General features: G+C 68.1%; 22 protein-coding genes. 15 read left to right on the top strand and 7 right to left on the bottom strand.

Features of this window, described 5'->3' with window-relative positions; genetic code table 11:
- Positions 1 to 133 precede the first annotated feature (133 nt).
- The 4 genes from BST14_RS10470 to BST14_RS10455 are packed head-to-tail and all read left to right on the top strand — an operon-like array spanning position 134 to position 2,661.
- Positions 134 to 1,297, top strand: coding sequence for a steroid 3-ketoacyl-CoA thiolase (locus BST14_RS10470; protein ID WP_083064441.1), 1,164 nt, complete (start codon positions 134 to 136; stop codon positions 1,295 to 1,297).
- 19 nt (positions 1,298 to 1,316) lie between these two features.
- A complete protein-coding gene (locus BST14_RS10465; protein WP_211280699.1) occupies positions 1,317 to 1,709 on the top strand; it encodes a DUF8021 domain-containing protein in 393 nt (130 codons plus the stop codon).
- Between the two features lie 8 nt (positions 1,710 to 1,717).
- On the top strand, positions 1,718 to 2,170 hold the full coding sequence (locus BST14_RS10460; protein ID WP_083064439.1) for a nitroreductase family deazaflavin-dependent oxidoreductase: 453 nt from the start codon (positions 1,718 to 1,720) through the stop codon (positions 2,168 to 2,170).
- 38 nt (positions 2,171 to 2,208) lie between these two features.
- Positions 2,209 to 2,661, top strand: coding sequence for a nitroreductase family deazaflavin-dependent oxidoreductase (locus BST14_RS10455; protein WP_083064438.1), 453 nt, complete (start codon positions 2,209 to 2,211; stop codon positions 2,659 to 2,661).
- On the opposite strand, the gene BST14_RS10450 is transcribed toward BST14_RS10455, so the two are convergent.
- Both BST14_RS10450 and BST14_RS10445 read right to left on the bottom strand, forming a co-directional pair.
- On the bottom strand, positions 2,658 to 3,563 hold the full coding sequence (locus BST14_RS10450; RefSeq protein WP_083064437.1) for an SDR family oxidoreductase: 906 nt from the start codon (positions 3,561 to 3,563) through the stop codon (positions 2,658 to 2,660). The genes BST14_RS10455 and BST14_RS10450 overlap by 4 nt on opposite strands.
- A gap of 14 nt (positions 3,564 to 3,577) precedes the next feature.
- Positions 3,578 to 4,375, bottom strand: a complete 798-nt coding sequence (locus BST14_RS10445; protein WP_211280697.1) for an SDR family oxidoreductase — start codon at positions 4,373 to 4,375, stop codon at positions 3,578 to 3,580.
- Between the two features lie 59 nt (positions 4,376 to 4,434).
- Between BST14_RS10445 and echA20 the strand changes: the two genes are divergently transcribed.
- Genes echA20 through BST14_RS10415 form a run of 6 tightly spaced genes read left to right on the top strand, consistent with a single transcriptional unit; the run spans position 4,435 to position 9,344 of the window.
- A complete protein-coding gene (gene echA20, locus BST14_RS10440) occupies positions 4,435 to 5,190 on the top strand; it encodes a (7aS)-7a-methyl-1,5-dioxo-2,3,5,6,7,7a-hexahydro-1H-indene-carboxyl-CoA hydrolase (protein ID WP_083064436.1) in 756 nt (251 codons plus the stop codon).
- The gene (gene ipdA / locus BST14_RS10435) at positions 5,187 to 6,071 is read left to right on the top strand and encodes a cholesterol ring-cleaving hydrolase subunit IpdA (protein ID WP_083064435.1); all 885 of its coding nucleotides are present in this window, start codon (positions 5,187 to 5,189) and stop codon (positions 6,069 to 6,071) included. The genes echA20 and ipdA overlap by 4 nt, the downstream gene beginning before the upstream one ends.
- Positions 6,068 to 6,820: a cholesterol ring-cleaving hydrolase subunit IpdB gene (gene ipdB, locus BST14_RS10430; protein WP_083064434.1), complete on the top strand. Its 753-nt coding sequence runs from the start codon at positions 6,068 to 6,070 to the stop codon at positions 6,818 to 6,820. The genes ipdA and ipdB overlap by 4 nt, the downstream gene beginning before the upstream one ends.
- Positions 6,821 to 6,828: 8 nt before the next feature.
- A complete protein-coding gene (gene ipdC, locus BST14_RS10425; RefSeq protein ID WP_083064433.1) occupies positions 6,829 to 7,902 on the top strand; it encodes a (3aS,4S,5R,7aS)-5-hydroxy-7a-methyl-1-oxo-octahydro-1H-indene-4-carboxyl-CoA dehydrogenase in 1,074 nt (357 codons plus the stop codon).
- Between the two features lie 57 nt (positions 7,903 to 7,959).
- Positions 7,960 to 8,607, top strand: coding sequence for a SatD family protein (locus BST14_RS10420; RefSeq protein ID WP_083064432.1), 648 nt, complete (start codon positions 7,960 to 7,962; stop codon positions 8,605 to 8,607).
- The gene (locus BST14_RS10415; protein WP_083064431.1) at positions 8,604 to 9,344 is read left to right on the top strand and encodes a hypothetical protein; all 741 of its coding nucleotides are present in this window, start codon (positions 8,604 to 8,606) and stop codon (positions 9,342 to 9,344) included. The genes BST14_RS10420 and BST14_RS10415 overlap by 4 nt, the downstream gene beginning before the upstream one ends.
- A 36-nt stretch (positions 9,345 to 9,380) precedes the next feature.
- Here BST14_RS10415 and BST14_RS10410 read toward each other — a convergent pair whose 3' ends face one another.
- The 5 genes from BST14_RS10410 to ipdE1 all read right to left on the bottom strand — a co-directional run bounded on the left by BST14_RS10410 (position 9,381) and on the right by ipdE1 (position 14,153).
- Positions 9,381 to 10,289: an endonuclease domain-containing protein gene (locus BST14_RS10410; protein WP_083064430.1), complete on the bottom strand. Its 909-nt coding sequence runs from the start codon at positions 10,287 to 10,289 to the stop codon at positions 9,381 to 9,383.
- A gap of 100 nt (positions 10,290 to 10,389) precedes the next feature.
- Positions 10,390 to 11,550: a steroid 3-ketoacyl-CoA thiolase FadA6 gene (fadA6, locus tag BST14_RS10405; RefSeq protein WP_083064429.1), complete on the bottom strand. Its 1,161-nt coding sequence runs from the start codon at positions 11,548 to 11,550 to the stop codon at positions 10,390 to 10,392.
- A 2-nt stretch (positions 11,551 to 11,552) separates the two neighbouring features.
- Positions 11,553 to 12,155 carry a TetR family transcriptional regulator KstR2 gene (gene kstR2, locus BST14_RS10400; RefSeq protein ID WP_142279352.1) on the bottom strand — a complete coding sequence of 201 codons (603 nt, stop codon included), beginning with the start codon at positions 12,153 to 12,155 and terminating at the stop codon, positions 11,553 to 11,555.
- 52 nt (positions 12,156 to 12,207) lie between these two features.
- Positions 12,208 to 12,996 carry a (5R,7aS)-5-hydroxy-7a-methyl-1-oxo-2,3,5,6,7,7a-hexahydro-1H-indene-carboxyl-CoA reductase gene (gene ipdF / locus BST14_RS10395; protein ID WP_083064427.1) on the bottom strand — a complete coding sequence of 263 codons (789 nt, stop codon included), beginning with the start codon at positions 12,994 to 12,996 and terminating at the stop codon, positions 12,208 to 12,210.
- Positions 12,993 to 14,153, bottom strand: a complete 1,161-nt coding sequence (gene ipdE1 / locus BST14_RS10390; protein ID WP_083064426.1) for an acyl-CoA dehydrogenase IpdE1 — start codon at positions 14,151 to 14,153, stop codon at positions 12,993 to 12,995. Before ipdE1 ends, ipdF begins: the two co-directional genes overlap by 4 nt.
- A gap of 48 nt (positions 14,154 to 14,201) precedes the next feature.
- Between ipdE1 and fadD3 the strand changes: the two genes are divergently transcribed.
- Genes fadD3 through BST14_RS10365 form a run of 5 tightly spaced genes read left to right on the top strand, consistent with a single transcriptional unit; the run spans position 14,202 to position 19,985 of the window.
- Complete coding sequence (fadD3, locus tag BST14_RS10385; RefSeq protein ID WP_083064425.1) at positions 14,202 to 15,737, top strand: 3-((3aS,4S,7aS)-7a-methyl-1,5-dioxo-octahydro-1H-inden-4-yl)propanoate--CoA ligase FadD3; 1,536 nt, start codon at positions 14,202 to 14,204, stop codon at positions 15,735 to 15,737.
- Positions 15,737 to 16,882, top strand: coding sequence for an acyl-CoA dehydrogenase family protein (locus BST14_RS10380; RefSeq protein WP_083064424.1), 1,146 nt, complete (start codon positions 15,737 to 15,739; stop codon positions 16,880 to 16,882). The genes fadD3 and BST14_RS10380 overlap by 1 nt, the downstream gene beginning before the upstream one ends.
- Positions 16,879 to 17,823 carry an acyl-CoA dehydrogenase family protein gene (locus BST14_RS10375; protein ID WP_083064423.1) on the top strand — a complete coding sequence of 315 codons (945 nt, stop codon included), beginning with the start codon at positions 16,879 to 16,881 and terminating at the stop codon, positions 17,821 to 17,823. The genes BST14_RS10380 and BST14_RS10375 overlap by 4 nt, the downstream gene beginning before the upstream one ends.
- A gap of 48 nt (positions 17,824 to 17,871) precedes the next feature.
- Positions 17,872 to 18,822: an acyl-CoA dehydrogenase IpdE2 gene (ipdE2, locus tag BST14_RS10370; RefSeq protein ID WP_083064422.1), complete on the top strand. Its 951-nt coding sequence runs from the start codon at positions 17,872 to 17,874 to the stop codon at positions 18,820 to 18,822.
- Positions 18,819 to 19,985, top strand: a complete 1,167-nt coding sequence (locus BST14_RS10365) for a pyridoxal phosphate-dependent aminotransferase (protein ID WP_083064421.1) — start codon at positions 18,819 to 18,821, stop codon at positions 19,983 to 19,985. Before ipdE2 ends, BST14_RS10365 begins: the two co-directional genes overlap by 4 nt.
- Positions 19,986 to 20,140 lie beyond the last annotated feature (155 nt).

Raw genomic sequence — 20,140 nt, 5'->3', positions numbered from 1 at the left:
GTAGGGTGCGCTCCTTATTACAACACTAATTGCAACGTGTTCTAGTGCCAGTAAAACACGCCTCCTGCGCAGATAAAAGGCAGGTCACCATCCTCGCTTGTCAGAGTAATGAAACGTGTTCTAGCCTGTCGGAATGGGTAACCCTGTCATCGTTGAAGCCACTCGTAGCCCCATCGGCAAGCGGAACGGCTGGCTGTCCGGTCTGCACGCAACCGAGTTGCTGGGCGCCACGCAGAAAGCTCTCGTAGAGAAGGCCGGCATCGACGCCGGCGACGTCGAACAGGTCATCGGCGGCTGCGTGACGCAGTTCGGCGAGCAGTCCAACAACATCACCCGGGTCAGCTGGCTCGTCGCCGGGTTGCCCGAGCACGTCGGCGCCATGACCGTGGACTGTCAGTGCGGCAGCGGTCAGCAGGCCAACGGCCTGGTCGCCGGGCTCATCGCGGCGGGCGCCATCGACATCGGCATCGCATGCGGAATCGAGGCCATGAGCCGCGTCGGGCTCGGCGCGAACGCCGGTCCGGACCGGAGCATCCTGCGTCCCTCCTCGTGGGACATCGATCTGCCCGACCAATTCACCGCCGCCGAGCGGATCGCAAAGCGGCGCGGCATCAGCCGTGAAGACATCGACGAATTCGGGCTGGCCTCCCAGATCAAGGCCAAGCAGGCCTGGGACGAGGGCCGCTTCGACCGCGAGATCTCCCCGATCGAGGCGCCGGCGCTCGATGAGAACAAGCAACCCACGTCCGAGCGCGTCACCATCTCCCGCGACCAGGGCCTGCGCGAGACGACCCTGTCGAGTCTGAGCGCGCTGAAGCCGGTCATCGAGGGCGGAATCCACACGGCGGGAACGTCATCGCAGATCTCCGACGGCGCGGCGGCCGTGCTGTGGATGGACGAGGACAAGGCCAAGGCCCTGGGCCTGCGGCCGCGCGCCCGCATCGTCAGCCAGGCCCTGGTCGGTGCCGAGCCGTACTACCACCTGGACGGCCCGGTGCAGTCGACGGCGAAGGTGCTGGAGAAGGCCGGGATGAAGATGGGCGACATCGACATCACCGAGATCAACGAGGCGTTCGCGTCGGTGGTGCTGTCGTGGGCGCGCGTGCACGACCCGGACATGGCGAAGGTCAACGTGAACGGCGGCGCCATCGCGCTGGGGCACCCGGTCGGCAGCACCGGAAGCCGGCTGATCACCACCGCGCTGCACGAACTGGAGCGCACCGACCAGACCACCGCGCTGATCACCATGTGCGCCGGTGGCGCCCTGTCGACCGGCACCATCATCGAGCGCATCTAGCGCTCGAGCGTTCCAGCATCTGGTGAGCATCTCCGACGAACGCCGCATCGCCGCGGCGCAGTCTTACATCGACGCGCTGGTCAGCCACCGCGGCGACGCCGTTCCGTTCGCGCCCGGGTGCACCCGCGTCGAGCAGGGCGTCAAGAACGGCTTTTCCGGAAATCATCTGCGGCGCAGCCTTGATCGCGGACTGCAGTACCGGTTGCTCGCGGAGACGACGCCACCGGATTACCGCGTCGACGGCGACCTGGTACACGCGTCCTACCAGGTGCTGACCAAGGCGGGGTTCGGTGGCCGGCGCCTGGCCGCACACGTCGACGAGACCTTCGTGATTCCGGCCGAAAGCGCAAGTGGGGAAGCCGAAATCCACCACATCAAGGTTCGTTTCCAGCCCTTCATTCAACGTCGTTGAGGACCCTCATGCCGAAAGCGAAGCCACGTGCGCTGAACTCGCCCTGGGTCAGCTTGTTCATCAAGTGGATGGCCAAGAGCAACGCGTGGATATACCAGCGCAGCAACGGAAGATTCGGCAGCACTTTCCAGAAGGCGCCGGTCGCGCTGCTCACCACGACCGGCCGAAAGAGCGGCGAACCGCGGGTGAGTCCGCTGCTCTACCTACGTGAGGGGAACCGGGTGATATTGGTCGCGTCGAAGGGCGGCAGCGACAAGCACCCGCAGTGGTATCTCAACCTCAAGGCCGACCCCAAAGTGTCCGTACAGATCAAGGACGAGGTGCTGCAGCTGCAGGCCCGTGATGCCACCGAGGCGGAACGCGCCGAGTACTGGCCGAAACTGGACGCCATGTATCCCTCCTTCGGTGACTACCGTTCCTGGACCGATCGGGTCATCCCGGTGGTGATCTGCGACCCCTGACGTTTCCCTTGTGCCCCGGCGGGGAATCATCCCGGGACATGAACGGACGCCACCCGATTCGCAACTCGCGCCCGATTGCGCTGCTGCTCAAGTATTTCGCGCGCGCCCACATCTGGGTGTACCAGCGCACCGACGGCCGAATCGGCGCGAAGCTGTGGCGGTTTCCGGCGGCGCTGCTGACCACGACCGGACGCAAATCCGACCAGCCGAGGACCACCGCGACGCTCTACCTGCGCGACGGCGACCGGGTCATCCTGCCCGCGAGCTTCGGTGGTCGCGACGAAGATCCGTTGTGGTACCTCAACCTCAAAGAGAATCCCGACGTGCACGTGCAGATCCGCGCCCAGCGCCTGGACCTGGTGGCCCGCGACGCCACCGACGCTGAGCGGGAACGGTATTGGCCACGCTTGACGCGGATGTACCCGCCCTACCGCAAGTACCGTGAGGCCGCCGACCGGGTCATCCCGCTCGTCGTGTGCGAACCGCGCTAGGCGCCGTAGACGGGGACCGGGCGGCGCGCCTTGGCGAGCAGGTCGGCCACGACGCGCCCCAGCTCCGCGGGGTCCCACCGCGCGCCTTTGTCGATCTCCGGGCCGTGGGCCCAGCCCTCGGCCACGCGGATCTTGCCGCCCTCGACCTCGAAGACCTTGCCGCTGACGTCGCGGGATTCGGCGCTGCCCAGCCAGACCACCAGCGGTGAGATGTTTTCCGGCGCCATGGCGTCGAAATCCTGGTCCTGCGTTGCCATCATCTCGGCGAACACGGTCTCGGTCATCCGGGTGCGCGCCGACGGCGCGATGGCGTTGACGGTGACGCCGTAACGCCCCATCTCGGCGGCGCCGACCAACGTCAACGCCGCGATGCCGGCCTTGGCGGCGCTGTAATTGGCTTGCCCGACGCTGCCCTGCAGGCCGGCACCCGAACTGGTGTTGATGATCCGGGCGTCAACGGTTTTGCCCTCCTTCGACAGCCCGCGCCAGTACGACCCGGCGTGCCGCATGGTCGCGAAGTGCCCCTTGAGGTGCACGGCGATGACGGCGTCGAACTCCTCTTCGCTGGTGTTGGCCAGCATCCGGTCGCGCACGATGCCGGCGTTGTTCACCAAAACATCCAGGCCACCGAACGTTTCGACCGCGGTCCGGATCAGGCCGGCAGCCTGGTCCCAATCGGCGATGTCGGATCCGTCGGCGACGGCCTGACCGCCCGCCGCGGTGATCTCGTCCACGACGCTCTGGGCGGCGCTGCCGCCGCCGGCCGGCGAACCGTCCAGGCCCACCCCGATGTCGTTGACCACCACGCGCGCGCCTTCTTCGGCGAACGCCAGCGCATGCGCGCGACCGATTCCGCCGCCCGCTCCGGTGACGATGACGACGCGGCCGTCAACCACTCCCATAGTTTTCTTCTCCTCTACTTGATCGCGCTCGCGTTCGTGGTGGCCAGATAGTGCGGCGGCTCGCCGCCGCCGTGCACCTCCAACGAGGCACCACTGATGTAGGACGCCGCATCGGAGGCCAGAAACGCTGTGGCCCAACCGATGTCGGCGGGCTTGGCCAGCCGGCCCAGCGGCACATTCTTCGAGATCGCGGCGATGGACTCGGCGTCGCCGTAGAACAATTCGGACTGCTCGGTCTCCACCATGCCGACCACGCAGGCGTTCACCCGGACCTTCGGGCCCCATTCGACGGCCAGCGTCTGGGTGAGGCTTTCCAGACCCGCCTTGGCCGCGCCGTAGGCCCCAGTGCCCGGCGAGGGCCGGCGGCCGGACAGACTGCAGATGTTGACGATCGACCCGCCCCGTTCCTGGCCCTGCATCTGAGCGTTCGCGTGCTGCGAAACCGACAAGGCGCCAATGAGATTGAGTTCGATGATCTTGCGGTTGAACTTGGCGCTGGACTCCGCGGTCAGCACGTAGGGTGATCCCCCGGCGTTGTTGACCACGACGTCGAGGCGCCCGTGCCGGTCCACGATGGCGTCGATCAATCCCGCGACGGCGTCGTCGTCACGGACGTCGCAGGAGTGGAACTCATAGGGCAGCCCCTCGACGGCACGGCGCGCACAGGTGACGACGGTGGCACCCTGCTCGGCGAACACCGAGCTGATGCCGGCTCCCACCCCGCGCACACCGCCGGTGACGAGAACGACCCGCCCGGCCAGCCCCAAGTTGATGGCTTCTTCACGTGGGGGGCGTGCTTCGGCGCGAGTCACTGTGCTAGCGTACCAAGCAAGTGCTTGCTTAGGTAGTTACCCCACAAGGAAGTGGCGCCTTGCCCATCACATCCACCACCACCGAACCGGGCATCGTCGCGGTCACCGTCGACTTCCCGCCCGTCAACGCCATCCCGTCGCGCGGCTGGTTCGAACTCGCCGACACCATCACCGCGGCCGGCCGAAACCCCGAGACCCATGTGGTGATCCTGCGCGCCGCGGGCCGCGGCTTCAACGCCGGGGTCGACATCAAGGAGATGCAGCGGACCGAGGGATTCACCGCGCTCATCGACGCCAACCGCGGCTGCTTCGCCGCGTTCCGCGCGGTCTACGAGTGCGCGGTGCCCGTAGTCGCCGCCGTGAACGGATTCTGCGTCGGCGGCGGCATCGGACTGATCGGCAACGCCGACGTCATCGTCGCCTCCGACGACGCCACCTTCGGCCTGCCGGAGGTGGAACGCGGCGCGCTCGGCGCGGCCACCCACCTGTCCCGGTTGGTGCCACAACACATGATGCGGCGGCTGTTCTTCACCGCGGCCACGGTCGACGCCGCCACCCTGCACCATTTCGGTTCGGTGCACGAGGTGGTGCCGCGCGACGAGCTCGACGAGGCGGCCTTACGGGTGGCGCGCGACATCGCCGCAAAGGACACCCGCGTCATCCGGGCCGCCAAGGAGGCGCTGAACCTCATCGACGTGCAGCGGGTCAACTCGAGTTATCGCATGGAGCAAGGCTTTACGTTCGAGCTCAATCTCGCCGGGGTGTCCGACGAGCATCGTGACGCGTTCGCCGGTACGAACAAGGGTGAGAAGTGAGCGACAAGAGAACCACCCTCGACGACGCCGTCGCACAGTTGCGCAGCGGCATGACGATCGGCATCGGCGGCTGGGGATCGCGGCGCAAACCCATGGCGTTCGTGCGCGCCCTGCTGCGCACCGACATCACCGACCTGACCGTGGTGACCTACGGCGGGCCGGACCTGGGCCTGCTGTGCTCGGCCGGCAAAGTCAAGCGGGTCTACTACGGATTCGTCTCGCTGGACTCCCCACCCTTCTACGACCCCTGGTTCGCCAAGGCCCGCGGCAATGGGGCGATCGAGGCCCGGGAGATGGACGAAGGCATGCTGCGGTGCGGTCTGCAGGCCGCCGCGCAACGCCTGCCGTTTCTACCGATCCGGGCCGGGCTGGGCAGTTCGGTCCCGGACTTCTGGGAGGGCGAATTGGCGACGGTGACCAGCCCGTATCCGGCACCCGGCGGCGGACACGAAACCCTGATCGCGATGCCGGCGCTGCGCCTGGACGCCGCGTTCGTGCACCTCAATCTTGGTGATGCGCAAGGCAATGCGGCCTACACCGGTATCGATCCGTACTTCGACGACCTCTTCTTGATGGCCGCCGAGAAGCGCTTCCTGTCGGTGGAGCGCGTCGTTTCCACCCAGGAGCTGGTCAAGGCGGTCCCCCCGCAGGCACTGCTAGTGAACCGCATGATGGTCGACGGCGTGGTCGAGGCGCCCGGTGGTGCCCACTTCACCACAGCCGCACCCGATTACGCGCGGGACGAGAAGTTCCAGCGGCACTACGCCGAGGCCGCCTCGACCGACGAGGGTTGGCAGCAGTTCGTGCAGACCTTCCTGTCGGGCAGCGAAGAGGACTACCAGGCGGCCGTGCGCGCCTTCAAAGAGGAGGCCTCGTCATGAGCGGCGAAGCGATCACCCGACCCGAAATCTGCGCGGTCGCCTGTGCCGAATTGTTCCGGGATGCCGGCGAAATCATGGTCAGCCCGATGACGAACATGGCCTCCGTCGGTGCCCGGCTGGCCCGGCTGACCTTTTCACCGGACATCCTGCTGACCGACGGTGAGGCGCAACTGTTGGCCGAGACCCCGGCGCTGGGCGCGCCGGCGCCCGTCGAGGGCTGGATGCCGTTCGGCCGGGTGTTCGAAACCCTGGCCTGGGGCCGGCGCCATGTGGTGATGGGCGCCAATCAAATTGACCGCTTTGGCAATCAGAACATCTCGGCGTTCGGTTCGCTGCAGCGACCCAAACGTCAGATGTTCGGTGTCCGCGGTGCACCCGGTAACGCCATCAACCACGCGACCAGCTATTGGGTGGGCAACCACTCCAGGCGGGTGTTCTGCGAGAAGGTCGATGTCGTCTGCGGAGTCGGCTGGGACCACGTCGACGCCGACAATCCGGCGTTCCGCTTCGCCAACACCTACCGGGTGGTGTCCAATCTGGGCGTGTTCGACTTCGGCGGGCCCGAGCGCAGCATGCGGGCGGTGTCGCTGCATCCCGGGGTTTCGGCGGACGAGGTCGCCGAGAACACCTCGTTCGAGGTGCACGGCCTGGACGGCGCGGCGGAGTCCAGGTTGCCGACCGACGACGAGCTGCGCCTGATCCGCGAGGTGATCGACCCGAAGTCGCTGCGCGACAGAGAGATTCGTTGACGGTGGCTATGAAGCTGCGCACGCCGCTGACGGAGCTGGTCGGTGTCGAGCACCCGGTGGTCCAAACCGGGATGGGTTGGGTGGCCGGCGCCCGGCTGGTGTCGGCCACGGCCAACGCCGGCGGGCTGGGCATCCTGGCCTCGGCCACCATGACGCTGGACGAATTGGCGACGGCCATCGCCAAGGTCAAGGCCGCCACGGATAAGCCGTTCGGCGTGAACATTCGCGCCGACGCCGCCGACGCCGGCGACCGGGTGGACCTGATGATCCGCGAAGGCGTCAAGGTGGCGTCCTTCGCCCTGGCGCCCAATCAGGAGCTCATCGCACGGCTGAAAGAGGCCGGCGCCGTGGTGATTCCGTCGATCGGTGCGGCCAAGCACGCCCGCAAGGTCGCCGGCTGGGGCGCCGACGCGATGATCGTGCAGGGCGGCGAGGGCGGTGGACACACCGGCCCGGTCGCGACCACGCTGCTGTTGCCCTCGGTGCTGGACGCCGTGCAGGGCAGCGGAATTCCGGTCATCGCGGCGGGCGGATTCTTCGACGGCCGCGGCCTGGCGGCCGCGCTGAGCTACGGCGCCGCCGGCGTGGCGATGGGCACCCGATTCCTGCTCACCTCGGATTCGACGGTGCCCGACGCGGTCAAGCGCCGTTACCTCGAATCGGCGCTGGACGGCACGGTGGTCACCACCCGCGTGGACGGCATGCCGCACCGGGTGCTGCGCACCGGTCTGGTCGAGAAGCTGGAAGGCGGTTCGCCGGTGCGGGGTCTCACCGCGGCCGTGCGCAATGCCGCCAAGTTCAAGCACATGTCGCAGATGACCTGGCGGTCGATGATCAGCGACGGCTTGGCGATGCGGCGCGGCAAGGAGCTGACCTGGTCGCAGGTGGTGATGGCGGCCAACACCCCAATGCTGTTGAAGGCCGGGTTGGTCGACGGCAACACCGAGGCCGGCGTGCTGGCATCCGGGCAGGTGGCCGGCATTCTCGAGGACCTGCCGTCGTGCGCCGAACTGATCGAGTCGATCGTGCGCGGCGCGATCGAGCACCTGCAAGCGGCGTCGGCCTTCATCGAAGGGCCGTAACGCCCACTCGGTAAAGCTTATTGCTTAATTCTGAAGTAATTCAGCTATACTCTTCAAATGGCTGGAATGAAGCTGAAGACTTCATCGCGCGCGACGCTCATCGGCGACGTCGTCGGTTCCCGGCGCGCCGCCGACCGCTCGAAACTGCATAGCAGTCTGGCGACCGCCCTGCGGCACATCGCCGCCGGCGCGATCGCCGCACCCGCGTTCACCGTCGGCGACGAGTTTCAGGGCAGTTACCCGACCGTCGGTGCCGCAATCGAGGCCGCCCTGACGCTGCGGCTGGCCGTCGGCCCCGCCATCGACGTCCGGTTCGGCATCGGCTGGGGCTCGGTCACCATCCTCGATGGCGACGCGGGAATCCAGGACGGCCCCGGCTGGTGGAGCGCCCGGGAGGCCATCCAGCACACCGCAGAGGCGCAGCGGCAACCCGGCTTGACGCTGGTACGCACGACGTTCCGGGCCGAGGCCGACACCCGAGGCGACGTCGCCGCCGTCAACGCCGCCCTGCTCTGTCGGGACCATCTGCTTGGATCGCTCGATGAACGGTCACTGCGGATTGTGAGGGGCTTGATGACGGGCCGGACCAAAAAGGAGCTCGCCGCCACCGAGGGCATCAGCCCGTCGGCGGTGTCCCAGCGCGCGAGCCGTGACGGCCTGGACCTGATTGTGCTTGCCAGTCAATACCTTCGGAGCCTGCCGTGAGCGCCGTCGCGGTCTTTCTCATCGCCCTCGGGGTCGCCGACCTCTGCCGGCGCGCGGTCCGTGTGCCGTGGCCACCGCTGCTGGCCGGGCCGGTGGCGGTGCTGGTGTGCGCGGGGCTGGGCGCCCTGTGGCACACCGGCGACATCCCACTGCTCGGAGTGGCCGCCGCGGCGGTAGTGGCCTGGGAATGGCTCTGCGCACGAAGCGAACTCAGCGCCGAAAACCAAGTCGCTCCCCTGGCGGTGTTCGGCTGCGCGCTGGCGGTGCTGGCCGTGTTATCCGGCTGGGCCTCGCCGGGCGGCGGCGTCGTCGCGCGGTGGTCCGCCTGGGTTCACCTGCCGCTCAGCCATGTCACACCCGCCCGGTCGCTGATGCTCGTCGGCGTGGTGCTGGTCCAGTTCGCGACCGCGAATCAGTTGGTGCGCCTGGTGCTCGGCTCGGTGGGCGCGGTGCGTCCACCCGGTGAGCCACAGCCGTCGGATCGGCTGAAGGGCGGCAGGCTACTGGGGCCGCTGGAGCGCCTGCTGATCTTGAGCCTCGGCGTCGGCGGCCAGGTGGCCGCGGCCAGCGCCGTCGTCGCCGCCAAGGGCATCATCCGGTTCCCGGAATTGAACGCCCAGAAGGGCCGCAACGGTGAGGTCGGCATCGACGAGGTGACCGAGTACTTCTTGGTCGGGAGCTTCACGAGTTGGCTGGTCGCCCTGGGCGGCATCGGCCTGGTGGTGGCGACGCGGTAAGACCCAGCCAGAGAACAGCTTGGCCCAGTGTGCATTTCACGACGCGACACGCCGTGCACGCGTCGTGGATCGCACGCTCGGGTACTCCAGGTGCCGGCCTGCGGCTTGCATCGCGGCGACGACACGGGCGACGAAGGTGCCCTGCCGGTAACGGAGCAGGTCGCTGCTCACGCGGACGATCGTCCACCCCAGGTCGGCCAACGCGACGCCCCGGTCGATGTCGCGATCGCGTTGCTTGGCGTCCGTCCAGTGCTGCGGTCCGTCGTACTCGATGCCGACCCGCAGCTCGCGGTAGCCCATGTCGATGCGCGCCACGAAGTCGCCGTAGTCGTCGCACACCGTGATCTGCGTCTGTGGCACAGGCAAACCCGCGTCGATCAGTGCCAGGCGGGTCCGCGTTTCCTGTGGCGATTCCGCACCTCCGTCGACAAGCGGCAACACAGCCCGCAGCTGGACCAGGCCGCGCGCACCGCGATGCTCGGCCATGACGCCTTCGATCTCGGTTACCTTGACGCCGGTGACGTTCACCAGCGCGTCGAGCCGCTGGACCGCACACAGCCGCGACGACGTCCACCGCCCGATGTCGAATGCGGTGCGCGCCGGGGTCGTCACCGGCATGCCTTCGACGTCGGAAATTTCGCCGGTACATAGCGTTTCGATGTGGACTGCGATGCCGGCCGGCGGGCGGCGACTGTCGTGTATCAACTCAGCATCGAGCGCCGGGCTCACCCACCTCGCCCCGAGCAACGCGGCCGCCGAGTTGCCCGCGATGATGCCCTTGCGCCGCGACCACAGCCACGCCGCGCGCGCTCGCTGGCGCGCCGTCAGCTCGATGCCGGCGGGGCGATACACGCCCGGGTAGACCGCCTCGTAGAGCGAGCGCATCGCCCGCTCGGGCATCACCTTTGCCGCCAAGGCCTCACTGCCCAGGAAGAGTTCCGTCATGCGGGCATGCTGCCAACGTCCACCGACAACCCCGCCAGTGTGCATTTCACGACGCGACATGCCGTGCACGCGTCGTGGATCGCACGCTCGGCGAAGAAAGCTACAGCCGCTCGATGATGGTGACGTTGGCCGTGCCGCCGCCCTCGCACATCGTCTGCAGCCCGTAGCGGCCGCCGATGCGTTCCAGCTCGTTGAGCATGGTGGTGAACAGCTTGGCGCCGGTGGCGCCCAGCGGGTGACCGAGCGCGATCGCGCCCCCATTCGGGTTGACCTTCTCCGGGTCGGCCTTGATCTCCTTGAGCCAGGCCAGCACGACCGGCGCGAACGCCTCGTTGATCTCGACGGTGTCGATGTCGTCGATGGACAGCCCGGCCTTGTCCAGCGCGTGGTGGGTCGCCGGGATGGGCCCGGTCAGCATGAAGACCGGGTCGGCGGCGCGGGCGCTGATGTGGTGGATGCGGGCCCGCGGCGTCAGGTTGTGCTCCTTGACGGCCTTCTCGGACGCCAGCAGCACGGCACTGGCACCGTCGGAGATCTGGCTGGCCATGGCCGCCGTCAACCGGCCGCCCTCGACCAGCGGCTTGAGCCCGGCCATCTTCTCCAGCGACGTCTCGCGCGGCCCCTCGTCAACCCGGAACGGCCCGGATTCGGTTTCCACGGTGATGATTTCGTTGTCGAAGTGGCCGGCGCGAATGGCCGCGAACGCGCGCTCGTGGCTGGTCAGCGCGTAGCGCTCCATCTCTTCGCGGGACAGGTTCCACTTCTCGGCGATCAGCTCGGAACCGCGGAACTGCGAGATCTCCTGGTCGCCGTAGCGGTGCAGCCACTGCTTGGATTCGTTTGTCGGTGAGGTGAATCCGAACTGCTCGCCCACGGTCATGGCCGACGAGATCGGGATCTGGCTCATGTTCTGCACGCCCCCGGCGACGATCAGATCGGCCGTGCCGGACAGAACGGCCTGCGCGCCAAAGGAAACGGCCTGCTGGCTGGATCCGCACTGCCGGTCGACAGTGACGCCGGGAACTTCTTCGGGATAGCCGGCGGCCAGCCACGAGAGCCGGGCGATGTTGCCCGCCTGCGCGCCGATGGCATCGACACAGCCGGCGATCACGTCGTCGACGGCGGCGGGGTCGACGTCGACCCGGTCGAGCAGGCCGCGCCATCCCAGCGCGCCCAGATCCACCGGGTGAATCCCGGCCAGCGATCCGCCGCGCTTGCCGACCGCGGTACGTACAGCGTCGATGACATACGCCTCAGCCATGTTCAGACTCCTTCTTTGGTGATCCCGCCAAGCACGATGGCGAGATATTGCTGGCCCACCTGCTCCGCGGTGAGCGGTCCGCCGGGTTGGTACCAGCGCACCGACACCCAGGTGGTGTCACGGATGAAGCGGTAGATCAGATCGACGTCGAGGTCGGGCCGAAAGTAGCCCTGTTCGACGCCCTGACTGAGCAGCTCGAGCCACATCTTGCGCTGTTGGCGGTTCATGTCCTCGATATAGGAGAACCGGGGCTGGGACAACAGCCGCTGGGCTTCGTCCTGGTAGATGACGACCTGCGCGTGCCGGTGCTCGATCGCCTCGAACGACGCCATGAACAGTCCCTTGAGCCGCTCCAGCGGGTTGGCCTCGCTGTCGACGATCTCGCGATACCGCGCGAACAGCCACTCCAAAAAACTGCGCAACAGCTCGTCGACCATCTCCTCCTTGGAGGAGAAGTGGTGATACAAACTGCCGGACAGGATGCCCGCGCTGTCGGCGATGTCGCGCACCGTGGTGGCACGCAAGCCACGCTCGGCGAACATGGTCGCGGCAAGCTCCAGTAGCTCATCACGCCGGCTGTTTGCCTGACCGCCCACTCGGTCCACTCGGTCCACTCGACCAGAGTATCAACCAAGCGCTTGCTTGGCTAGCAGGGCCTCAGGGGTGCTGACTGGAAACCGAGATGACCTCGCCGGTCAGGTAGCTGGAGTAGTCGCTGGCGAGGAACGCGATGGTGGCCGCCACCTCCCACGGCTCGGCGGCCCGCCCAAACGCTTCGCCCGCTGCCAGCCGGTCGAGTAAATCGGCCGACGACGTCTTCTCCAGAAATTTGTGCCGCGCAATGCTCGGCGACACCGCGTTGATCCGCACGTCGTACTCCGCGGCTTCGATTGCGCTGCAACGGGTCAGCGCCATCACGCCGGCCTTGGCGGCAGCGTAGTGCGATTGCGAGTGCTGGGCCCGCCAGCCCAGGACGCTGGCGTTGTTCACGATCACCCCGCCGTGCGGCGCTTCGCGGAAGTAGCGCAGCGCGGCGCGGGTGGCGCGGAACACCGAGGTGAGGGTGACGTCCAGGACGCGCTCCCATTCCTCGTCGGTCATGTCGACCACCGGCGTCTGTCCGCCCAGCCCGGCGTTGTTGACCAGGACGTCGATGCGCCCCATCCGCGCGCTGGCGGACGCGAACAGCGCATCGATCTGCGCGGTGGACGTCACGTCGCACAGCACGCTCTCCACCCGGCCCTGCCCGAGCGCGGCGAGCTCGTCGGCCGTCTCCCCCAGCCGGCGTTCGTGGTGATCCGAGATCACCACGTCGGCCCCCTCGGCCAGCGCCCGCCGTGCCGTCGCTGCGCCAATGCCGGTACCGGCGGCCGCCGTGACGACCACCACCTTGCCCTGCAGAAGTCCATGCCCGGCAATCTCTTTCGGAGCTTCGGACAGACTCATCCCTTAACCTCTCGGGGTAGGCCGAGCACCCGCTCGGCGATGATGTTGCGCTGGATCTCGTTGGACCCGCCGTAAATGGTGTCGGCGCGGCTGAACAGGAACAGCCGCTGCCATTCGTCGAATTCGCCGTCGGGTAGGGTCAGCCCCGGCTTGCCGATGACGTCCATGGCCAGCTCACCGAGATCGCGATGCCAGTTGGCCCACAACAGCTTCGACACGTTATCTTTCCCGGCGGCCTGGCCACCTCTATCCACGTCCATGGTGGCCAGCGCGTAGCTGCGCATGGCCCGCAGCCCGGTCCACGCCCGGGTCAGCCGCTCGCGGATTTGCGGGTCCTCGGCGGCGCCGGTGCGTTGCGCGAGCTCGGCCAGGTTGGAAAGCTCACGGGCATAACGGATTTGCTGGCCGAGCGTCGACACGCCACGCTCGAAGGTCAGCGTGCCCATGGCGACCCGCCAGCCGTCGCCGGGCTCGCCGACCACCAGAGATGCCTCGGTGCGGGCGTCGTCGAAGAACACCTCGTTGAATTCCGAGTCGCCGGTCAGCTGGATGATCGGGCGGACCTGTACGCCCGGCTGATCCAGCGGCACCAGCAGATACGATAGCCCGGCGTGGCGCTTGGAGCCCTTCTCGGTGCGCGCGACCACGAAGCACCACTGGGCCCAGTGCGCCAGCGACGTCCACACCTTCTGGCCGTTGATCACCCACTCGTCGCCGTCGAGCTCGGCGGTGGTCGCCACGTTGGCCAGGTCGCTGCCCGCGCCGGGCTCCGAATACCCCTGGCACCACAGCTCGGTGACATCGAGGATCTTCGGCAGGAAGCGCTGCTGTTGCTCGGGCGTGCCGAAGGCGATCAAGCTCGGGCCGAGCAGCTCTTCGCCGAAGTGGTTAACCTTGTCCGGGGCGTCGGCCTTCGCGTACTCCTCGTAGAAGGCCACCCGGTGCGCGGTCGACAGCCCCCGGCCGCCGTGCTCCACCGGCCAGCCCAGGCAGGTCAGTCCGGCCTTGGCCAAGTGCTGATTCCATGCCCGGCGCTCCTCGAACGCCTCGTGCTCGCGGCCGGGCCCGCCGAGACCCTTGAGCTTTGCGAACTCGCCGACCAGATTGTCGGCGAGCCAAGAGCGGACCTCCGCCCGGAACTCCTCGACGTCCTGCATGACCTGTAGGCTAACCTACCAAGCACTTGCTTTGTTAGGAGTATCCCGATGACTGGCGATCCGCGCACCGTGCCCGCGGCGTTGGATCGTTTGGTCGACCAGCTTCCCGACCAGGCCGCGCTGATCACCGACGAGCGGTCGTTCACCGCCGCCGGCCTGCGCGACGAGGTGCACCGCGCGGCCGCCGCGCTTATCGATCTCGGTGTGCGGGCGGGCGACCGGGTGGCCGTCTGGTCACCGAACACCTGGCACTGGGTGGTGGCCTGCCTGGCGATCCACCACGCCGGGGCCGCGATGGTGCCGCTGAACACCCGCTACACCGCCGCCGAGGCCGGCGACATCCTGGCGCGCACCGGCGCGCCGGTGCTGTTCGGGATGGGCCGGTTCCTCGGCAACGATCGCATTGCCGACCTGGACCGCGCCGCGCTGCCCGCGCTGCGCCACGTCGTCCGGATACCGATCGATGCCGACGACGGGACTTGGCACGAGTTCATCGCCCGCGGCACCGATTTCGACGCGGTCGCCGCCCGCGCGGCCGCCGTCACCCCCGACGACGTCAGCGACATCCTGTTCACGTCCGGCACCACCGGCCGCAGCAAAGGCGTGCTGTGCGCGCACCGGCAGTCGCTGTCGGCCTCGGCGTCCTGGGCGGCCAACGGCAAGATCACCAGCGACGACCGCTACCTGTGCATTAACCCGTTCTTCCACAACTTCGGCTATAAGGCCGGCATCCTGGCGTGCCTGCAGACCGGTGCGACGCTGATCCCCCACCTGACCTTCGACCCGCTGCGCGCGCTGCAGGCCATCGAGCGACACCGCATCACCGTGCTGCCCGGGCCGCCCACCATCTACCAAACCCTGCTCGACCACCCGGCGCGCAACGATTACGACCTGAGCTCGCTGCGGTTCGCGGTGACCGGCGCGGCGACCGTGCCGGTGGTGCTGGTCGAGCGCATGCAATCCGAACTCGACATCGACATCGTGCTGACCGCCTACGGGCTGACCGAGGCCAACGGCATGGGCACCATGTGCCGCGCCGACGACGACGCGGTCACCGTGGCCACCACCTGCGGCCGCCCGTTCGCCGACTTCGAATTGCGCATCGACTCAACCGCTCCGGGCGAGGCGGGCGAGGTGTTGCTGCGCGGGCCGAACGTGATGCTGGGCTACCTCGAAGACCCCGAGGCCACCGCGGCCGCCATCGATGCCGACGGGTGGCTGCACACCGGTGACATCGGAGCCGTCGACGCGGCCGGCAACCTGCGCATCACCGATCGGCTGAAAGACATGTACATCTGCGGGGGGTTCAACGTCTATCCCGCCGAGGTCGAGCAGGTGCTGGCCCGGATGGACGGCGTGGCCGACACCGCGGTCATCGGAGTTCCCGACGAGCGGCTCGGCGAGGTGGGCCGGGCATACCTGGTCACGCGGCCCGGTGCCCGACTCGACGAGCAATCCGTGATCACCTACGCCCGTGAACATTTGGCGAATTTCAAGGCACCGCGGTCGGTGCGGTTCGTCGACGCGTTGCCGCGCAATGCCGGCGGCAAGGTGGTCAAACCACAACTGCGAGAGCTGGACTGATGGATCTGGATCTGGACGAAGACACCCTCGCCTTTGCGGCCGAGGTCCGGGAATTCCTGTCGGCCAACGCCGATTCGATCCCGACCAAGTCATACGACAACGCCGAAGGTTTTGACCAGCATCGGAGATGGGACCGGGTGCTGTTCGACGCCGGCCTATCGGTGATCACCTGGCCGAAGAAGTACGGCGGCCGCGACGCGCCGCTGCTGCACTGGCTGGTGTTCGAGGAGGAGTACTTTCGGGCCGGTGCGCCGGGCCGCGCCAGCGCCAACGGCACCTCGATGCTGGCGCCGACGCTGTTCGCGCACGGCACCGAAGAACAGCGGGACCGGATTTTGCCGAAAATGGCCAGCGGAGAAGAGATCTGGGCGCAGGCGTGGTCGGAGCCCGAGTCCGGCAGCGACCTGGCGTCACTGCGGTCCACCGCGACGGCCACCGACGGCGGCTGGTTGCTCAACGGGCAGAAGATCTGGAGCTCGCGAGCCCCGTTCGCCGAGCGGGGTTTCGGGCTGTTCCGCTCCGACCCGGGGGCCGAGCGGCACAACGGGTTGACGTACTTCATGTTCGACCTGAAGGCCAAGGGCGTCACGGTGCGGCCCATCGTCCAGCTGGGCGGCGACACCGGCTTCGGTGAGATCTTCCTGGATGATGTCTTCGTGCCCGATGAGGACGTCATCGGCACCCCGCACGAGGGCTGGCGGGCGGCCATGAGCACGTCGAGCAACGAGCGGGGCATGTCACTGCGCAGCCCGGCCCGCTTCCTGGCCACCGCCGAACGGCTGGTGCGGCTGTGGCGGGATTGCGGCTCGCCCGACGCGTTCGCCGACCGGGTGGCCGACGGCTGGATCAAGGCGCAGGCCTACCGGCTGCAGACCTTCGGCACGGTGACCCGATTGGCCCTCGGCGGTGAGCTGGGCGCCGAATCGTCGGTGACCAAGGTGTTCTGGTCTGACCTCGACGTCGAACTGCACCAGACCGCGCTGGACCTGCTGGCCGCCGACGGGGAGCTGACCAGCCGGTGGACCGAGGGGCTGCTGTTCGCGCTGGGTGGCCCGATCTACGCCGGCACCAACGAGATTCAGCGCAACATCATCTCCGAGCGGTTGCTGGGCCTGCCGCGCGAAAAGTCCGGGGGCAAGAAGTGAAATTTGCGCTAGACGAACAGCAGCGCGACTTCGCGGCGAGCATCGACGCCGCGCTGGGCGCGGCGGATCTGCCCGCCGCCGTGCGCGCGTGGTCGGCGGGCGACCCGGCGCCGGGCCGCAAGGTGTGGGCGCAGCTGGCGAATCTGGGCGTCACCGCATTGGCGGTGCCGGAGCAATTCGACGGTATCGAGGCCGACCCGGTCGACCTCGTCGTCGCCATCGAGCGCCTGGGGCGCTGGTGCGTGCCGGGCCCGGTGGCCGAATCCATCGCCGTGGCACCGGTTTTGCTCGCCTCGGGCGATCAGGGTGAGCGTTGCGCAAAACTGGCGGCCGGTGAGCTGATCGCCACCGTCGCCCTGCCGCCACAAACGCCGCGGGCGGTGGACGCCGACGTGGCCGGGCTGGTGCTGATGGCCGGTGCGGACGGCGTCTCCGAGGCGACGCCGGGTGAGGTCCACCGGTCCGTCGACCCCGGCCGCCGGCTGTATGACGTCACCGCGACCGGGCCGTCGTGGCACGGGGACATCAAGCGCGCCTACGAGTTGGGCGCACTGGCCACCGCGGCCCAGCTGATCGGTGCGGCCGAGGCGCTGCGCGACGGGGCGGTCGACTACGCCAAGCAGCGCACCCAGTTCGGCCGGGTGATCGGCTCGTATCAGGCGATCAAGCACAAGCTCGCCGACGTGCACATCGCCATCGAGTTGGCCCGTCCGCTGGTGTACGGGGCGGCGCTGACGCTGGACCCCCGCGATGTGAGTGCGGCCAAGGCAGCGGCGTCCGAGGCGGGGCTGTTGGCGGCGCGGTCGGCGCTGCAAACCCACGGCGCCATCGGCTTCACCCAGGAGCACGACCTTTCGCTCCTGCTGCTGCGGGTGCAGGCCCTGCGGTCGGCGTGGGGCACGCCGGAGGAGCATCGGCGGCGAGTGCTGGAGGCGTTATGACTCGCGCGGCGACGATGCAGAACGCAGAGATGCTGAGGAGCGGCGCCCATGACTGAAGAACGGCAGATGCTCCGCGAGACCGTCGCCGCCCTGGTGGCCAAACACGCCGGCCCGGCGGCCGTGCGCGCGGCCATGGAGTCCGAGAAGGGCTATGACGAGTCACTCTGGCAGCTGCTGTGCCAACAGGTCGGCGCCGCGGCCCTGGTGATTCCCGAGGAGCTGGGCGGCGCGGGCGGCGAATTGTCCGATGCCGCAACGGTTTTACAGGAGCTAGGCCGCGCGCTGGTGCCCTCCCCCCTGCTGGGCACCACGCTGGCCGAGCTGGCGCTGTGCAGCGCGGCCGAACCGGACGCCACGACGCTGGAAGGCCTCGCCGAGGGGGCGTCGATCGGTGCGCTGGTGCTCGACGCCGACTACGTGGTCAACGGCGATATCGCCGACGTCGTGGTTTCAGTCGCTGACGGCCGGCTGAGCAGGTGGACCCGGTTCGGCGCCGAGCCCGTCACCACCATGGACCCGACCCGGCGGCTGGCGCGGCTGACAGCCGAAGAGACCGAGCCGATCGGCACCGACCCGGGGCTGGCGGACATGGCGGCCATCCTGCTGGCCGCGGAGCAGATCGGCGCCGCCGAACGCTGTTTGGAGCTGACCGTCGAATACGCCAAGGACCGAGTGCAATTCGGCCGGCCCATCGGCAGCTTCCAGGCCCTCAAGCACCGGATGGCCGATCTGTATGTCGCCGTGTCCGCCGCCAAGGCCGTCGTCGCCGAGGCCTGCGATGCCCCCAGTCCCGCCAACGCCGCCACCGCCCGCCTGGCGGCCACCGAGGCGCTGAACACCGTGGCCGGCGAGGGGATTCAGCTGCACGGTGGCATCGCGATCACCTGGGAACACGACATGCACCTGTACTTCAAGCGCGCCCACGGCAGCGCGCATCTGCTGGATTCGCCGCAGCAACTGCTTAAGCGGCTGGAAACCGAGGTACTCAAGACGCCGTGACCGACCGTGTCTCGCTGCGCGCCGGCATCCCACCGTTCTACGTGATGGATGTGTGGCTGGCGGCCGCGGAACGCCAGCGCAGCCACGGCGACCTGGTCAATCTGTCTGCGGGCCAGCCCAGCGTGGGTGCGCCCGCGCCGGTGCGAGCGGCCGCGGCGGCCGCCGTGCACTCCAACAGGCTGGGTTACTCGGTGTCGTTGGGCACCCCCGAACTGCGCGCCGCGATCGCCGCCGACTACCAGCGGCAGCACGGCCTCGACGTCGAACCGGACGCGGTGGTGATCACCACCGGCTCCTCGGGCGGCTTCCTGCTCACCTTCCTGGCCTGCTTCGACGTCGGCGACCGAGTCGCCCTGGCCAGCCCCGGCTATCCCTGTTACCGAAACATTCTGTCCGCCTTGGGATGTGAGGTGGTGGAGATCCCCTGCGGGCCGCAGACCCGCTTCCAGCCGACCGCACAGATGCTGGCCGAACTCGACCCGCCGGTGCAGGGCGTCATCGTGGCAAGCCCCGCGAACCCGACCGGAACCGTCATCGAGCCGGCGGAGCTGGCCGCCATCGCCTCCTGGTGTGATGCGTCGGGAGCGCGACTGATCAGCGACGAGGTGTACCACGGCCTGGTCTACGAGGGCGCGCCGCAGACCAGTTGCGCGTGGCAGACATCGCGAAACGCCGTGGTGGTCAACAGCTTTTCGAAGTACTACGCGATGACGGGCTGGCGGCTGGGCTGGCTGCTGGTGCCGGTCGAGCTGCGCCGGGCGGTGGAGTGCCTGACCGGCAACTTCACCATCTGCCCGCCCGTGCTCTCGCAACTCGCCGCGGTGGCCGCTTTCACCCCGGAGGCGACGGCCGAAGCCGACGGTCACCTGCACCACTACGCGACCAACCGCACGTTGGTGCTCGACGGGCTGCGCGGTATCGGCATCGAGCGGTTGGCCCCCACCGACGGCGCCTTCTACGTGTACGCCGACGTCTCGGAATTCACCGACAACTCGATGGAATTCTGTTCAAAACTGTTGGCGCAGACCGGTGTCGCGATCGCGCCGGGCATCGACTTCGACACCGCGCGCGGGAATTCCTTCGTGCGGCTGTCGTTCGCGGGCCCGACCGACGATATCGAGGAAGCGATGCGGCGCCTCGGCCCCTGGCTTTCGGCGCGCTAGCCACCGCGCACGAGGCTCCTAGTGTCGTGCGCCAGGAATTCGTTGAAGATATGAAGCGAGGCGTTCGAAGATCTCATCTGCAGTCTTGGTCCAGTTGAAGGGGCGCGGGTTGTCGTTCCAGGCGGTGATCCAGTCCCGGATGTCTTTTTCGAGCG

Source organism: Mycobacterium arosiense ATCC BAA-1401 = DSM 45069 (genome assembly GCF_002086125.1).
In the GTDB taxonomy this organism is placed as follows: Bacteria; Actinomycetota; Actinomycetes; order Mycobacteriales; family Mycobacteriaceae; genus Mycobacterium; species Mycobacterium arosiense.
This window is presented reverse-complemented; position numbering and strand designations above follow the sequence as displayed.

Excerpts from the sequence above, each read along its gene's own strand:
- BST14_RS10470 (WP_083064441.1), top strand. The coding sequence starts at position 134 with ATGGGTAACCCTGTCATCGTTGAAGCCACTCGTAGCCCCATCGGCAAG.
- BST14_RS10460 (WP_083064439.1), top strand. The coding sequence starts at position 1,718 with ATGCCGAAAGCGAAGCCACGTGCGCTGAACTCGCCCTGGGTCAGCTTG.
- BST14_RS10455 (WP_083064438.1), top strand. The coding sequence starts at position 2,209 with ATGAACGGACGCCACCCGATTCGCAACTCGCGCCCGATTGCGCTGCTG.
- BST14_RS10450 (WP_083064437.1), bottom strand. The coding sequence starts at position 3,563 with ATGGGAGTGGTTGACGGCCGCGTCGTCATCGTCACCGGAGCGGGCGGC.
- ipdB (WP_083064434.1), top strand. The coding sequence starts at position 6,068 with ATGAGCGGCGAAGCGATCACCCGACCCGAAATCTGCGCGGTCGCCTGT.
- ipdC (WP_083064433.1), top strand. The coding sequence starts at position 6,829 with ATGAAGCTGCGCACGCCGCTGACGGAGCTGGTCGGTGTCGAGCACCCG.
- BST14_RS10420 (WP_083064432.1), top strand. The coding sequence starts at position 7,960 with ATGGCTGGAATGAAGCTGAAGACTTCATCGCGCGCGACGCTCATCGGC.
- BST14_RS10410 (WP_083064430.1), bottom strand. The coding sequence starts at position 10,289 with ATGACGGAACTCTTCCTGGGCAGTGAGGCCTTGGCGGCAAAGGTGATG.
- fadA6 (WP_083064429.1), bottom strand. The coding sequence starts at position 11,550 with ATGGCTGAGGCGTATGTCATCGACGCTGTACGTACCGCGGTCGGCAAG.
- ipdF (WP_083064427.1), bottom strand. The coding sequence starts at position 12,996 with ATGAGTCTGTCCGAAGCTCCGAAAGAGATTGCCGGGCATGGACTTCTG.
- ipdE1 (WP_083064426.1), bottom strand. The coding sequence starts at position 14,153 with ATGCAGGACGTCGAGGAGTTCCGGGCGGAGGTCCGCTCTTGGCTCGCC.
- fadD3 (WP_083064425.1), top strand. The coding sequence starts at position 14,202 with ATGACTGGCGATCCGCGCACCGTGCCCGCGGCGTTGGATCGTTTGGTC.
- BST14_RS10380 (WP_083064424.1), top strand. The coding sequence starts at position 15,737 with ATGGATCTGGATCTGGACGAAGACACCCTCGCCTTTGCGGCCGAGGTC.
- ipdE2 (WP_083064422.1), top strand. The coding sequence starts at position 17,872 with ATGACTGAAGAACGGCAGATGCTCCGCGAGACCGTCGCCGCCCTGGTG.